General features: G+C 71.3%; 13 protein-coding genes. 11 read left to right on the top strand and 2 right to left on the bottom strand.

Going from position 1 to position 13,176, the window contains the following annotated elements; all coding sequences use genetic code 11:
* Positions 1-93: 93 nt before the first annotated feature.
* Complete coding sequence (locus ACGFX9_RS28750) at positions 94-636, top strand: YbjN domain-containing protein (RefSeq protein ID WP_393478358.1); 543 nt, start codon at positions 94-96, stop codon at positions 634-636.
* Positions 637-700: 64 nt separating this feature from the next.
* On the opposite strand, the gene ACGFX9_RS28745 is transcribed toward ACGFX9_RS28750, so the two are convergent.
* Positions 701-1,903, bottom strand: coding sequence for a pyridoxal phosphate-dependent aminotransferase (locus ACGFX9_RS28745; protein ID WP_393478355.1), 1,203 nt, complete (start codon positions 1,901-1,903; stop codon positions 701-703).
* A gap of 723 nt (positions 1,904-2,626) precedes the next feature.
* Between ACGFX9_RS28745 and ACGFX9_RS28740 the strand changes: the two genes are divergently transcribed.
* From ACGFX9_RS28740 to ACGFX9_RS28695, 10 genes are all read left to right on the top strand, one after another.
* Complete coding sequence (locus ACGFX9_RS28740) at positions 2,627-3,145, top strand: DUF2617 family protein (RefSeq protein WP_393478352.1); 519 nt, start codon at positions 2,627-2,629, stop codon at positions 3,143-3,145.
* A 143-nt stretch (positions 3,146-3,288) separates the two neighbouring features.
* Positions 3,289-4,857, top strand: a complete 1,569-nt coding sequence (locus ACGFX9_RS28735) for a polyamine aminopropyltransferase (protein ID WP_393478348.1) — start codon at positions 3,289-3,291, stop codon at positions 4,855-4,857.
* Between the two features lie 46 nt (positions 4,858-4,903).
* Positions 4,904-5,719: an SRPBCC family protein gene (locus tag ACGFX9_RS28730; RefSeq protein WP_393478343.1), complete on the top strand. Its 816-nt coding sequence runs from the start codon at positions 4,904-4,906 to the stop codon at positions 5,717-5,719.
* Between the two features lie 27 nt (positions 5,720-5,746).
* Positions 5,747-6,535, top strand: a complete 789-nt coding sequence (locus ACGFX9_RS28725) for an aldose 1-epimerase (protein ID WP_393478341.1) — start codon at positions 5,747-5,749, stop codon at positions 6,533-6,535.
* Positions 6,536-6,545: 10 nt separating this feature from the next.
* The gene (pyrE, locus tag ACGFX9_RS28720) at positions 6,546-7,094 is read left to right on the top strand and encodes an orotate phosphoribosyltransferase (protein ID WP_393478338.1); all 549 of its coding nucleotides are present in this window, start codon (positions 6,546-6,548) and stop codon (positions 7,092-7,094) included.
* 155 nt (positions 7,095-7,249) lie between these two features.
* Positions 7,250-8,272 carry a class II fructose-bisphosphate aldolase gene (gene fbaA / locus ACGFX9_RS28715; protein WP_393478335.1) on the top strand — a complete coding sequence of 341 codons (1,023 nt, stop codon included), beginning with the start codon at positions 7,250-7,252 and terminating at the stop codon, positions 8,270-8,272.
* A gap of 92 nt (positions 8,273-8,364) precedes the next feature.
* Positions 8,365-8,778: a DUF3151 domain-containing protein gene (locus ACGFX9_RS28710; protein ID WP_361829148.1), complete on the top strand. Its 414-nt coding sequence runs from the start codon at positions 8,365-8,367 to the stop codon at positions 8,776-8,778.
* Between the two features lie 158 nt (positions 8,779-8,936).
* Complete coding sequence (locus ACGFX9_RS28705; RefSeq protein ID WP_393478331.1) at positions 8,937-9,758, top strand: tryptophan 2,3-dioxygenase family protein; 822 nt, start codon at positions 8,937-8,939, stop codon at positions 9,756-9,758.
* Positions 9,751-10,962: a kynureninase gene (kynU, locus tag ACGFX9_RS28700; RefSeq protein ID WP_393478328.1), complete on the top strand. Its 1,212-nt coding sequence runs from the start codon at positions 9,751-9,753 to the stop codon at positions 10,960-10,962. The genes ACGFX9_RS28705 and kynU overlap by 8 nt, the downstream gene beginning before the upstream one ends.
* 85 nt (positions 10,963-11,047) lie before the next feature.
* The gene (locus ACGFX9_RS28695) at positions 11,048-11,923 is read left to right on the top strand and encodes an alpha/beta hydrolase family protein (protein ID WP_393478325.1); all 876 of its coding nucleotides are present in this window, start codon (positions 11,048-11,050) and stop codon (positions 11,921-11,923) included.
* A 27-nt stretch (positions 11,924-11,950) separates the two neighbouring features.
* Here the strand turns inward: ACGFX9_RS28695 and ACGFX9_RS28690 are convergent, their stop codons facing one another.
* Entirely contained in the window at positions 11,951-13,168 is a 1,218-nt protein-coding gene (locus ACGFX9_RS28690; protein WP_393478322.1) for a cytochrome P450, read from the bottom strand.
* Between the last annotated feature and the right edge of the window lie 8 nt (positions 13,169-13,176).

Below are 13,176 nucleotides of genomic sequence, written 5' to 3'. Positions count from 1 at the left end.
GACGACATAACCCGGTCACATCGGGGGCGGGGGTTGCGGGCCCCCGCCCGACATGGGGGAGGATGGCGGAATCCGTACGAAGGGACTAAGCACGTGAGCATCGACCCGTCCTCGATTCCGAATTTCGGGGGACAGCCCGAACCGCAGCAGGGCGATGGACCGGCGGGCCCCGTTGTCCCCGACCAGGACCTGGTCAAGCAGCTCCTGGACCAGATGGAGCTCAAGCACGTCGTCGACGAAGAGGGAGACCTCGCGGCGCCGTGGGAGGAGTTCCGTACGTACTTCATGTTCCGTGGCGAGGACGACCAGCAGGTCTTCTCGGTCCGGACGTTCTACGACCGTGCGCACGGCATCGAGGAGAAGCCCCAGCTCCTCGAGGCGCTCGACGACTGGAACCGCCGCACGCTGTGGCCGAAGGTCTACACGCACACGCACGACGACGGCACCGTCCGCCTCATCGGCGAGGCGCAGATGCTGATCGGCACGGGCGTCGCCCTTGAGCACTTCGTGTCGTCGACGGTCAGCTGGGTGCGGGCCGCGATCGAGTTCGACCGCTGGCTCGTCGAGCAGCTCGGCCTCGAGGCCGAGGTCGACGCCACCGAGGGCGAAGAGAAGCCTGGCGACGACGAGGCCTAGACCACGTCCGAGCGAGAGCCCGGCCGGGGCGCCCACCACTGGGCAGCCCGGCCGGGCTTTCGCGTCACAGCGACTTCAGCCGCGAGACGGCCTCCGCCAGGACCTCGTCCTTCTTGCAGAACGCGAACCGCACGAACGGGGCGCCCGCCTCGCGGTGGTCGTAGAAGACCGCGTTCGGGATGGCCACCACCCCGACGCGCTCCGGCAGCGCCCGGCAGAACGCGAAGCCGTCGGCCTCGCCGAGGGGGCGTACGTCGGTGGTGACGAAGTACGTGCCCGCCGGGCGGTAGACGTCGAAGCCCGCCGCGGTCAGGCCCTCGCTCAGGAGGTCACGCTTGGCCCGCATGTCCTGCTGGAAGGACGTGAAGTACGAGTCGGGCAGGGCGAGGGCCTCCGCGATCGCGTACTGGAAGGGGCCGGAGGCGACGTAGGTGAGGAACTGCTTGGCCGAGCGGACCGCCGTCACCAGCTCCGGCGTGGAGGTGATCCAGCCGACCTTCCAGCCGGTGAAGGAGTACGTCTTGCCCGCGGAGCCGATGGTCACCGTGCGCTCACGCATGCCGGGGAAGGAGGCGAGCGGGATGTGCGCCGTGCCGTCGCCGTCGTCGAAGACGAGGTGTTCGTAGACCTCGTCCGTGACCACGAGGAGGTCGCGCTCGACCGCGAGCTTCGCGATCTCGGTGAGCTCCGCGCGGGTGAGGACCGTGCCGGTCGGGTTGTGCGGGGTGTTGAGGAGGAGCAGCCGGGTGCGGGGCGTGATGGCGTCGCGCAGTTCGTCCAGGTCCAGGCGGAAGCGGCCCGCGTCGGGGCGCAGCGTCACGGGGACCCGTGTGCCGCCCGCGAGCGCGATCGACGCCGCGTACGAGTCGTAGTACGGCTCCAGGGCGATGACCTCGTCGCCGGGCTCCACGAGGGCGAGCAGGGACGCCGCGATCGCCTCCGTGGCGCCCGCGGTGACCAGGACCTCGCGGTCGGGGTCGTACGCGAGGCCGTACCGGCGCCGCTGGTGCTCGGCGATGGCCGTGCGGAGCTCGGGGATGCCGGGGCCCGGCGGGTACTGGTTGCCGCGGCCGTCGCGCAGGGCACGCACCGCCGCCTCACGGATCTCCTCGGGACCGTCCGTGTCGGGGAAGCCCTGGCCGAGGTTGATGGCGCCCGTCTTCAGCGCGAGCGCTGACATCTCGGCGAAGATCGTCGTGCCGAACTCGGCGAGGCGGCGGTTGAGCAGCGGGCGTCCGCTCCCGGATGTGGAGGTCATGGCCGCCATCCTGCGCCGAACCTCTGGACTTCCTCAACTCTGTGTTGGGCCACGACAGGGCGGGGCATCCCCCTTTCACGCAAGAACAACGAGAGAACGCGGACCCACGGGGGGCCTGCTTCGGGGGAACAGAAAGGGCGTGGGGATCATGATCCTGGTCTTCGTGTTTGTCGGTGTGGTTGTGGTCGTCGTCGCACTCGCCGCCGCAGGTGGCCGTGGACGCGGCAGCCGGTCGCATTCGCACTCGGGGGCAGCAGGCGCGGCAGGGTCCGGCGGCAGCTGGTGGGCCGGCGGCGGCGACAGCGGCGGCGGTCACCACGGCGGCGGCCACCACGGCGGCAGCTCCTGCGGCGGTGGATCGTCCTGCGGCGGGAGCTCCTCCTGCGGCGGCGGTGGCGGTTGTGGCGGTGGCGGAGGCAGCTGACACGGGGCAGCTGGTCCGTCCATCTGTTGAAGTGCCCGGTGGGAGGCAACTCCTGGCGGGCACTTTGTCGTTGACGGATTGAACAGTTGAACTGTGCAGCCCCCGAGGGGATGGAAACCCTCCGAAGTTGGGTAAAAACGCTGTGTCAGTGCAGCAGTCCATGATTCCCTCTAAACCGTCAGCACCGCCCTCAGACGGACGACTTGGACAACGAGGTCGTCCGTATGGGCACGAGCCGGCATTCCGGCCTCCCGGTGTCCGACCGGGTGTGCCGGCACCACCTCCATTGCGTGTAGCGGAGCCGACCCATGCTCACGACCCTGAAGACTGTCTATACCGACACGTGCGCCGCGGACCTTGCCTGGACCCTGGGGCGCGAGCCGTTGCCCGCGCTCGCCACACTCGAACTCGAACTGGCCGACGCCAGAATGGAGTTGAGACTCCTCGGCGCGTCGCACCAGGTGCTCCTCGAAGAGGATCAGGGCACCTGTTCCGAGACCGTCGCCTGTATCCCCGGCAGCAGCACGCCACTGCCGCTCGGCGTCTCCAAGCGCCTGGGCGACTGGGAGTACGAATTCGCCGCGCGTGTCGAGACGCTCTCGCGCGGCCAGTTCGCGGGCCGCGCACAGGAGCTGCTCGCTCTGGTGGCCGAGCACCCGCACGGCCTGGCCGGGGTCTTCCCCGGCAGCCCGCACGCGTTCACGGCGATGCTCGCGCAGCGCCACGAAGGCTCGGTGCAGTGGCGCACCTGGCACGCCTACCCACAGGACGGTCAACTCGTCGCCACGCGCACCCGGGTGGGGGTGCGGACCCCGGCGGCGCTGTGACATGCGCGATCCATGCGGTCCGGCCAAGGTCTGTACGGCGCGTCACCAAGTGCCCCTTGCCGCGCCCCAGATACACCTCTGGCATCCAGTTACACCCTTGTGGGTGACTAGATGTGAGAGTTCGGTGACGTAGCGTTCCCAAGGTGATCGAGCCGTCAGCGCACTTACCCGTCACGCCCCGGACGGGGCGGCTACTCGTCCTCACAGGCGTCTTCATCTGCGCCGCCTGCGGACTGGTGTACGAACTCGAACTCGTCGCCCTGGCCTCGTACTTGATCGGCGACTCGGTCACCCAGGCGTCGGTGGTCCTCTCGGTGATGGTCTTCGCCATGGGCATCGGCTCGCTGCTCGCCAAGCGGCTGCGGTGCCGGGCGGCGGTCGGGTTCGGTCTGGTCGAGGCGGCGCTCGCGCTGGTCGGCGGGCTGAGCGCGATGGCGTTGTACGCGGCGTTCGCCTGGACCGGCGACCGGGGCGAGGTGTGGGCGGGCGGATCCCGGTATCTGCTGGTCGCCTTCTCGCTCGCCATCGGCCTGCTCATCGGCGCCGAAGTGCCGCTGCTGATGGTGCTCATACAGCGCATCAGGCGGCAGGACGCCAGCGGCGCGGTGTCCGACCTGTTCGCCGCCGACTACGTGGGCGCGCTGGTGGGCGGCCTCGCCTTCCCCTTCCTCCTGCTCCCCCTGCTCGGCCAGCTGACCGGGGCACTGATCACCGGCGCGGTCAACGTGTTCGCGGGCGGCGCGCTCGTGTTCGGCCTGTTCCGGCGGGACCTGAGCGTGCGCGGCCGCTGGGCGCTGCTCGTCGCGAACGTCACCGTCCTCGGCGTGCTCGCCGCCGCGGCCGTGCTCGTCGGCGACTTCGAGGCGGCGGCGCGGCGCGCGGTCTACGGCAAGGACGTCCGGGTCGCCCTGCAGACCGACGTCCAGGAAGTGGTGCTCACCGGCGGCAGGCACGATTCTCTCGACCTCTACCTCGACGGACGGCTGCGCGTGAGCGGCCGCGACGAGCAGCGCTACCACCGGGCGCTCGTCGGCCCCGCGATGCACGGCCGCCGCGCCCGCGTCCTCGTACTCGGCGGCGGTGACGGCCTCGCGGCGCGGGAAGTGCTGCGCCACCACGGGGTGCGGCAGGTGGACGTCGTCGAACTCGACCGGGGGGTCGTGGAGCTCGCGCGCAGCGACCCCGCGCTGAGCGAGCTGAACGAGCACGTGTTCCGCGACCCCCGGGTGGCGGTGGTGAACGCCGACGTGTTCCGCTGGCTGCGCTCGCCGCCCCGTACGTATGACGTGGTGATCTCCGATCTGCCCGACCCCGGCATCACCGCGAGCGCCAAGCTCTACTCCCAGGAGTTCTACGGCCTGGCCCGCCGGGCCCTGGCCGCGGGCGGGCGCCTCGTCGTGCACGCGGGACCCGTCGCCACCAGGCCCCGCGTCTTCTGGACGGTGGAGGCGACGCTGCGGGCGGCGGGTCTGCGGACCGAGCCGTATCGGATGGGCGGCAGGCTCTCGGGGTTCGCGGCGGGGCCGGAGAGGACGGCGGGCGGCACGTCGGCGCCGCGCGACTGGGGCTTCGTCCTCGCGGCCAGGGACCGTCCGGCCCTCGCGCCGCCCAGGACCATGGCGCTGCCGCGGGTGGGCGTGGAATCGGCCGAACGGACGAGGATGCGGGGGCTGACCCCCTCCACGCTGGTGCACCCGCGGTACACGAACTGACGAACTGTCGTACATGGTGTCGGCCTCGTGGGTAGGCTCGGCTGCCATGGAGCATGAGGTGTTCGTTCCGGTTCCCGCCGACCGCCTGCAGCGGGTGCTGAGTGACCCCGAGCGGACCGCGGGGGCGGTGCCCGGACTTCAGCGCGACGCTGAGGAGTCCGCGGCGCCCCTCTCCGGCCGCCTCAAGGTGCGGGCCGGGGGGCACACGATCACGTACCGGGGCGCGGCGCGCGTCGCCGCGCGCAGCGACGGGACGTACGCGATCGAGGGCGAGGGCGTGGAGGTGCGGGGCGGCGGCTCCGTGAAGTTCTCGCTCTCGGTGCTGCTCGTTCCCGGCGAGGGCGGGACCCAGGTCGTCTTCAGCGGGACCGGCGCGGGCGAGGGGCGTATCTCCGAAAGTTCTCCACAGGCTGTGGAAGGCGCGGTGTGCCGGCTGCTCGACCGGTTCGCGGAGGGCCTTGGCGCGGGGGCAGGTCCTGACGCGGATCCTGGGTCGGCCCCGGAACCCGAGCCCGTGGCGCCCGAGCTCGAGGACGTCGTCGCTCCCGATGACCCGTCCTCCGTCTTCGAGACCGAGGTGCCGCCGTCGTCCTTCGACGTCGACCGTGACGAAGCCGTGGAGATCGACGCCGACGATGTCGACGAGGTCGTCGTGCCCGCGGAGGCCGCGCACGCGCGCCGCACGATGATCGGCCGCAGTGCGGAGGAGGTCGACCACGCACCGCCCCGGGGCCGGTACGCGCCGTCGCCCGCGGCGGAGGCCATGTCGACGCGGGACACCCTGCGGTGGGCCGCGCCCGCGGCTGCCGTGGTCCTCGCCTCGGCGATCGTGGCGGGACGGGTGCTTCGGCGACGGCGGTAGTTTCCTGGGGCCCGTAGGGTCGACCCCGTGAGTAGCGATGACGTGACACTGACCGCGGGCGACGCGGAAGTTACTGTGCAGGCGGGCAACGGCTGCCGGTTGGGGAGCCTTCGGGTAGGCGGAGTCGAACTGCTGCGGCAGGGGGAGCGCTACGGCTGCTTCCCCATGGCCCCCTGGGCCGGCCGCATCCGGGAGGGCAGGTTCCGCAACGGCGGCACGGTCCACCAGATGCCGCTGAACTCCCCGCCCCACGCCATCCACGGCTTCGCCCGCGACGCCGCCTGGCGCACCGCGCGTACGGGCAAGAGCGAGGCGGCCTTCACGTACGACCTCACCGACCCCTGGCCCTACGAAGGCCGCGTCACCCAGATCGTCGCCCTGACCGAGGACTCCCTCACCCTCACCCTCGGCATCGAGACGTACGGCGACTCCTTCCCGGCCCAGGCGGGCTGGCACCCCTGGTTCAAGCGGAACCTCGGCCAAGAAGACGTACGCATCGACTTCGACGCCGCCTGGCAGGAGGAGCGCGGCGACGACCACCTCCCCACGGGAAAGCGCGTCGCCCCCACCCCCGGCCCCTGGGACGACTGCTTCGGGATGCCCGACGGCGTGGACGTCACGCTCACCTGGCCCGGGCAGCTGGAGCTGACGGTGAAGAGCCGCGAGCAGTGGGCCGTCGTCTACGACGAGCAGGAGGCCGCCGTGTGCGTGGAGCCGCAGACCGGCCCGCCGGACGGGCTCAACACCCTGCCCCGCCTCGTCACCCCCATCGACCCCCTGGAGAGCGCGACGACCTGGACCTGGCGGCGGCTTTAAGCTGACACGCATGACTGACGTACGTGCCGAGCTGCTGCAGCAGATCAAGGACAAGGCCGTGGTGCACGGCAAGGTGACCCTCTCCTCGGGTCTGGAGGCCGACTACTACATCGACCTCCGCCGCATCACCCTCGACGGCGAGGCCGCCCCCCTGGTCGGCCAGGTCCTCCTGGACCTCACCGCCGACCTGGACTTCGACGCCGTGGGCGGCCTGACGATGGGCGCCGACCCCGTCGCCGGCGCGATGCTGCACGCCTCAGCGGCCCGGGGCAAGCGGCTCGACGCCTTCGTCGTGCGCAAGGCCGCCAAGGCCCACGGCATGCAGCGCCGGGTGGAGGGGCCCGACATCAAGGGGCGGCGCGTTCTCGTCGTCGAGGACACCTCCACCACCGGCGGCTCCCCGCTCACCGCCGTCGAGGCCGTGCGCGAGGCGGGCGCCGAGGTCGTCGGCGTCGCGACCATCGTGGACCGTGCCACCGGGGCGGGCGAGAAGATCACCGAGGGCGCCGGGGTGCCGTACCTCTTCGCGTACTCCAAGGACGACCTCGGCCTGGACTAGAGGCCGGACCAGAGCCCGGACCGGAGCCCGGACCGGAGCGCTCCGGCTGCTGCGGCCGGAGAGGTCCGGCAAGTCTGGAAAGATGGGGGCGACGATGACGTCGCCCCCATAGGTCAGGGCCAAGCACATACCCGCACATCCCAAGGAGCGGACACATGCCCATCGCAACTCCCGAGGTCTACGCCGAGATGCTCGACCGGGCGAAGGCAGGCAAGTTCGCCTACCCGGCCATCAACGTGACCTCCTCGCAGACCCTGCACGCGGCCCTGCGCGGCTTCGCGGAGGCCGAGAGCGACGGCATCATCCAGATCTCCACCGGTGGTGCGGAGTTCCTGGGCGGCCAGTACAACAAGGACATGGTGACGGGCGCTGTGGCCCTCGCCGAGTTCGCGCACATCGTCGCCGCGAAGTACGACATCACGGTCGCGCTGCACACGGACCACTGCCCCAAGGACAAGCTGGACGGCTACGTCCGCCCGCTGCTCGACGTCTCCGCCGAGCGCGTCAAGGCCGGCCTTAACCCGCTCTTCCAGTCGCACATGTGGGACGGCTCCGCCGAGACCCTCGCCGACAACCTGGCCATCGGCGAGGAGCTGCTCGCCAAGGCCGCCGCCGCGAAGATCATCCTTGAGGTCGAGATCACCCCGACGGGTGGCGAGGAAGACGGCGTCACGCACGAGATCAACGACGAGCTGTACACCACCGTCGACGACGCGCTGCGTACGGCCGAGGCCCTCGGTCTGGGCGAGAAGGGCCGCTACCTCCTGGCCGCGTCCTTCGGCAACGTCCACGGCGTCTACAAGCCGGGCAACGTCGTCCTGCGCCCCGAGCTCCTCAAGGACCTCCAGGAGGGCGTCGGCGCCAAGTACGGCAAGCAGTCGCCGTTCGACTTCGTCTTCCACGGCGGCTCCGGCTCCACCGCGCAGGAGATCGCGACCGCCCTGGAGAACGGCGTCGTGAAGATGAACCTCGACACGGACACGCAGTACGCCTTCACGCGTCCCGTCGCGGACCACATGTTCAAGAACTACGACGGCGTCCTGAAGGTCGACGGCGAGGTCGGCTCGAAGAAGCTGTACGACCCGCGCACCTGGGGCAAGTCCGCCGAGGCGGGCATGGCCAAGCGCGTCACCGAGGCGTGCGGCAACCTGCGCTCCACGGGCACGAAGCTGAAGTAAGCACCGCTTTTCCGCGCGAAGGGCCCGGTACCCCGTCCCAGGAGGGGGTACCGGGCCCTTCGCGCGGGGCGCCATGGCGCAGACTGGAACCCATGGCCATTCACAAGGATCTGCTCGGGGGACCGCCCCCGACCCACCTGCCCGACGACCCGGAGCCGCGCGAGCTGCTCGCCAACGGGGCCGCGCCCGCCGACGTCGCGGCGAAGTACCCCACCTCCTCGCTCGCCTGGGCGCAGCTCGCCGACGAGGCGTTCGAGCGGGGCAGCGTCGTCGAGTCGTACGCGTACGCCCGTACCGGCTACCACCGCGGCCTCGACTCCCTGCGCCGCAGCGGCTGGAAGGGCCACGGCCCGGTGCCGTGGGAGCACGAGCCGAACCGCGGCTTCCTGCGCGCCTTGCACGGGCTCGCGCGCGCCGCCCAGTCGATCGGTGAGCAGGAGGAGTACGAGCGCTGCGCGGGCTTCCTGCGGGACTCCTCCCAGACGGCCGCCGACACCCTGGGTTAGCACCCGAAGACGTACGTGACCTGCCTGGACGCCGCTGTGACCAGGCAGGTCTTGCCGTTTTCCGTGATGTTGCGGAGGATGCCGGTGGGGACCGGGGCCCCCGTGTCGGTAACGGCAGGGGCGGACCGCTACCCGGAGTACGTATCAAGGAGATCGCGATGTCCCAAGAGGCGGACACCCCGAACCTCGACTTCGCAGGAACCACCCCTTACGAGGACTACGTCCAGGCGGACGTCCTCACGCACCTCCAGCACCTGCGCTCGGACGACCCCGGCGAGATGGTCTTCCTGGTCACCACCCAGGTGATGGAGCTGTGGTTCACGGTCATCGTGCACGAGTGGGAGACCGCGTCGCACGCCCTGCGCCGCGACGACGTCCCCGCCGCCGTGGCAGCGCTCAAGCGCAGCCTCCGCGAGCTGGAGGCGCTGAACGCCTCCTGGCGCCCGCTGGCCCAGCTGACCCCCGCGCAGTTCAACTCCTACCGCTCGGCGCTCGGCGAGGGATCCGGATTCCAGTCCGCGATGTACCGCCGCATGGAGTTCCTGCTCGGCGACAAGTCCGCGTCGATGCTGGTGCCCCACCGGGGCGCGCCGCGTGTCCACGCGGAGCTGGAGAAGGCGCTCCAGGAGCCGAGCCTGTACGACGAGGTCCTCGCCCTGCTCGCCCGGCGCGGGCACGCCGTGCCGACCGCCGTGCTCCAGCGCGACCTGACGCAGAAGTACGAGCCCTCGCCCGAGGTCGAGCAGGTGTGGACCGACCTCTACTCCGGCGACGAGAGCGATGAACTGGCCCGCCTCGGCGAGACGATGACGGACGTCGCCGAACTGGTGTGGCGCTGGCGCAACGACCACCTGGTGGCGACGCGCCGCGCGATGGGCTCCAAGACGGGCACCGGCGGTTCGGCGGGCGTGGCCTGGCTGGAGAAGCGCGCGACGAAGAATGTCTTCCCCGAGCTGTGGACTGCGAGGAGCCATGTCTGAGGGTGCTCTGGCCGGGCAGGCGGCGAAGCTGGACGCGGCAGACCAACTCCGGGGCAAGAGGGACGAGTTCGTTCTGGACGACTCCGTCTACCTGGACGGCAATTCGCTGGGCGCGCTGCCCGTCGGCGTCCAGGAGAAGATCGCCGACGTCATCTCCCGCCAGTGGGGCCAACTCCGCATCCGCTCCTGGGACGAGAGCGGCTGGTGGACCGCCCCGGAGCGCATAGGCGACCGCATAGCCCCGCTCGTGGGCGCGGGCCCCGGCCGGATCGTCGTCGGCGACTCGACGAGCGTGAACGTCTTCAAGGCGCTGGTCGCCGCCGTGCGCATCGCCCGTGACACGGACGCGGGGCGGGACGAGATCGTCGTCGACGCGACGACGTTCCCCACGGACGGGTACATCGCCGAGTCCGCGGCGCGGATGACGGGCTGCCGTCTCGTTCCGGTGGCACCCGGCGACGTGCGCGACGTCATCGGCCCGCGCACGGCCGTGGTCCTGCTCAACCACGCCGACTACCGCACGGGCCGGCTGCACGATCTGCCCGGCCTCACGGCGGCCGTGCACGACGCGGGCGCGCTCGTGGTGTGGGACCTGTGCCACACCGCCGGCGCGCTGCCCGTGGGGCTCGACGCGCACGGCGTGGACCTCGCGGTCGGCTGCACCTACAAGTACCTGAACGGGGGCCCGGGTTCGCCCGCGTACATCTACGTACGGGAGGAACTCCAGGACCGCTTCGACTCCCCGCTGCCCGGCTGGAACTCGCACGCCGAGCCCTTCGGGATGCGGCCGCGGTTCGAGGCGGCCGATGGCGCCGTGCGGGGCCGGGTCGGTACGCCCGACATCCTGTCGATGCTGGCGCTCGACGCGGCGCTCGACGTCTGGGACGGCGTGTCCATCGAGGCGGTGCGGGCCAAGTCGCTCGCCCTGACCGACTTCTTCGTCGAGTGCGTGGGGGCTTACGTCCCTGCCGGACGGGTCGAGGTGCTCACCCCGGCGGCGCACGCCGAGCGGGGCAGCCAGGTCGCGCTCCGGTGTCAGGACGCGGGCGACGTGATGCGGCGCCTGGTCGACCAGGGCGTGGTGGGCGACTTCCGGGCGCCGGATGTGCTGCGCTTCGGGTTCACTCCCCTGTACGTCGGGTTCGCTGACGTGGAGCGGGCCGCGGGGGTGCTCGCGCGCACGCTCGGCGAGTCCGCGGGCTGAGGCTCAGGCTGCGGGCGGGGTAGGGGAAGATCAATCGAACAACACCCCGCCCGCAGCAGCCCCAACCCCGCAGAGAGGCCCTCGCATGCCGGACGACGCCGCCGTGGCCCGCGATGCCGCCGAGGCCGAAGCCGCCTTCTCGCACCCCGCGGTGGCGCCCGACGCCACCGCCGCGTACGGCGACCACCCCGACCAGGTAGTGGACTTCTACCGACCCAGGGCCGACACGGAGAACCCGGCCCCGCTCGTCGTCGTACTGCACGGCGGCGCCTGGCGGGCTCCGTACGACCGCCTGCACCTCACGCCCTTCGCGGACTTCCTGGCCCGGCGCGGTTTCGCCGTGGCCAACGTCGAGTACCGCAGGGGCAGTTCGATCCCCGCCCAGGGGGAGGGCCCCGTCGCGGGGCGCTGGCCGGAGACCTTCGACGACGTGGCCGCCGCTTTGGACGCGCTGCCGGGTCTCGTACGGGAGCACCTTCCGACGGCCGACACGCGCCGCACCGTCGTCACCGGCCACTCCGCGGGCGGGCACCTCGCCCTGTGGGCCGCCTCCCGCCATGTTCTGCCCGAGGGTTCCCCGTGGCGGATCGACCGGCCCGCGCCCTTCCGTGGTGTGGTGGCCCTCGCGCCCATCGCCGACTTCCGCGCCGCGCAGGAGCTGGGGGTCTGCTCGGACGCTGCCCTCCAATTCCTCGGAGGTGAGGGCAAGTTCGAGGAGAGGCTGCCGCACGCCGACCCCGCGGCCCTGCTCCCGACGGGCATCGCCACGACCGTCGTCCAGGGGCGTGAGGACATCGTCGTACCGCAGGAAGTGTCGGAGGCGTACGCGGACGCGGCGGCGAAGGCGGGCGAGGTGGTGGGGCTCACGCTCCTTCAGGACGTGGGCCACTTCCCGCTCATCGATCCGGCGGCGGACGCGTGCGCGGTGGTGGCGGAGGAGATCGCACAGCTGGCGTTCTGAGGAGGCGGCTCAAAGGTTCAGGGGGGTTCAGGCCTCTACGAGCAGCTCCCGCAGCCCCCGGATCACGAAGTTCGGCCTGCGTTCCGGCTCCGCCGCGAGCCGTAGCCCGGGGGCCCTGCGGAGCAACGCACCCATGGACGCGGCCAGTTCGATGCGGGCCAGGGGTGCGCCGATGCAGTAGTGGATGCCCGCGCTGAAGGAGATGTGCGGATTCTCGGTGCGGGTCAGGTCCAGTGCGGCGGGGGCGGTGAAGACCGCCGGGTCGTGGTTGGCGGAGCCGAAGAGGAGCGCCACCTCGCTGCCGCGCGGGATGAGCGTGCCGTCCACCTCGATGTCGTCGAGGACCCACCGCTCGAAGAGCTGGAGCGGCGTGTCGTACCGCATCAGCTCCTCCACGGCGGTGGGGATCAGGGCCTTGGGGGCCGCGCGCAGGGCGGCGAGCTGCTCCGGGTTGCGGAAGAGCGCGTACCAGCCGTTGACGGTGGAGTTGACCGTCGCCTCGTGCCCCGCGTTCAGGAGCAGCACACAGGTGGAGATCATCTCCTGCTCGCTGAGGGACTCCCCCTCGTCGTACGCGGCGATGAGACCCGAGATCAGGTCGTCGCCCGGCTTCTCGCGGCGTGCTGCGATCAGTTCGCGCAGATACGCGGAGAACTCGACGGAGGCACGGACCGCCCGCCCCGCGGTCTCATCGGAGGGGCTCAGCTCGTACATCCCGCAGATGTCCGCCGACCAGGGCCGCAGTTGATCCCGGTCGCTCTCCGGGATGCCCAGCATCTGCGCGATGACCGCCACCGGCAGCGGCTCGGCGACCCGCGCCGCGAGGTCACCGCCGCCGTCCGCCACCAGTTCCCGCACGAGCCGGTCGGCCAGCTCATCGACGTACGGCCTGAGTTGCTCCACGGTGCGCGGCGTGAACGCCTTCGCGACCAGGCGCCGGATGCGGGTGTGGGTCGGCGCCTCCAGATCCAGCATGCCGTTGTCGTTCAGGACGTGGAACGGCTCGTGCGCGGGCGGTGGCGCCTGCCGCCCGAACTCCTCGTGGGTGAAGCGGTGCAGATAGGTCCGCCCGAGGCGCCGGTCCCGCAACAGCGCCGACACGTCGGCGTGGTGCGGGATCAGCCACTGGTTCGTCGGCTCGAAGTAGTGGACCCGGCCCGCGGCCCGCAGCCCTGCGTAGGCGGGGTAGGGGTCGGCGACGAACTCCGGTGACCAGGGGGCGAAGGGAGCAGTGGCGGCATCCATGGAGGGAC

This window comes from Streptomyces sp. NPDC048436 (genome assembly GCF_043200355.1).
Taxonomy (GTDB): domain Bacteria; phylum Actinomycetota; class Actinomycetes; order Streptomycetales; family Streptomycetaceae; genus Streptomyces.
This window is presented reverse-complemented; position numbering and strand designations above follow the sequence as displayed.

Coding starts and splice junctions, on each gene's coding strand:
- ACGFX9_RS28745 (WP_393478355.1), bottom strand. CDS start 1,903: ATGGCGGCCATGACCTCCACATCCGGGAGCGGACGCCCGCTGCTCAAC.
- ACGFX9_RS28740 (WP_393478352.1), top strand. CDS start 2,627: ATGCTCACGACCCTGAAGACTGTCTATACCGACACGTGCGCCGCGGAC.
- ACGFX9_RS28730 (WP_393478343.1), top strand. CDS start 4,904: ATGGAGCATGAGGTGTTCGTTCCGGTTCCCGCCGACCGCCTGCAGCGG.
- pyrE (WP_393478338.1), top strand. CDS start 6,546: ATGACTGACGTACGTGCCGAGCTGCTGCAGCAGATCAAGGACAAGGCC.
- fbaA (WP_393478335.1), top strand. CDS start 7,250: ATGCCCATCGCAACTCCCGAGGTCTACGCCGAGATGCTCGACCGGGCG.
- ACGFX9_RS28710 (WP_361829148.1), top strand. CDS start 8,365: ATGGCCATTCACAAGGATCTGCTCGGGGGACCGCCCCCGACCCACCTG.
- ACGFX9_RS28705 (WP_393478331.1), top strand. CDS start 8,937: ATGTCCCAAGAGGCGGACACCCCGAACCTCGACTTCGCAGGAACCACC.
- kynU (WP_393478328.1), top strand. CDS start 9,751: ATGTCTGAGGGTGCTCTGGCCGGGCAGGCGGCGAAGCTGGACGCGGCA.
- ACGFX9_RS28695 (WP_393478325.1), top strand. CDS start 11,048: ATGCCGGACGACGCCGCCGTGGCCCGCGATGCCGCCGAGGCCGAAGCC.
- ACGFX9_RS28690 (WP_393478322.1), bottom strand. CDS start 13,168: ATGGATGCCGCCACTGCTCCCTTCGCCCCCTGGTCACCGGAGTTCGTC.